Here is a 478-nt window from a genome sequence, read left to right as displayed (position 1 = left end):
AATTGAAAAGCTACATACAACTTTGCCTTGCCCTTTCCGAAATGGCAAAGGGACTGCGAACCGCCAGCCCGAAACCACAGCAAACGGAAAACCCGAAATTCGCCATGCGAACATGGCTGATTCGGCTGGGACTGGTCGGCGAGGAGTTCGCCACTGCGAGAAATTTTCTTACCAAGAACCTTGATGGCGATGCCGCTTTCCGGTTCGGCAGATAAAGGGACAGCCTTTTGCTACCAGCTACACCAGACCGCTTCGGCGGTCTTATGGTGGTGAAAGGGTATCCCTTTCAGAAAGGATTTGATTGCATGAAAAAGTTTTACCTTGCCTATGGCAGCAATCTGAACGTGAAACAGATGCAGTTCCGCTGCCCGGATGCCAGAATTGTGGGGACTGCGGAGATCCCAAATTACCAGCTGCTGTTCAAGGGCAGCAAGACCGGCTCCTATCTGACCATCGAGCCCAAACAGGGCTGTACCGT

1 protein-coding gene and 1 pseudogene are annotated in these 478 nt (G+C 52.1%); both read left to right on the top strand.

Features of this window, described 5'->3' with window-relative positions:
* A pseudogene (locus DXB92_RS14240) lies at window positions 1-215 on the top strand (alpha-L-fucosidase); the annotation flags it as partial.
* A gap of 90 nt (window positions 216-305) precedes the next feature.
* Window positions 306-478: gamma-glutamylcyclotransferase family protein (locus DXB92_RS14235; RefSeq protein ID WP_147330090.1), on the top strand; the 173-nt coding region annotated here is incomplete at its 3' end.

Origin of the sequence: Ruminococcus sp. OM06-36AC (assembly GCF_003438725.1) — a bacterium.
Lineage (GTDB): Bacteria > Bacillota > Clostridia > Oscillospirales > Ruminococcaceae > Ruminococcus_C > Ruminococcus_C callidus.
Note: the sequence above shows the minus strand (reverse complement) of the source record. Positions and strands in the feature narration are given on the sequence as shown.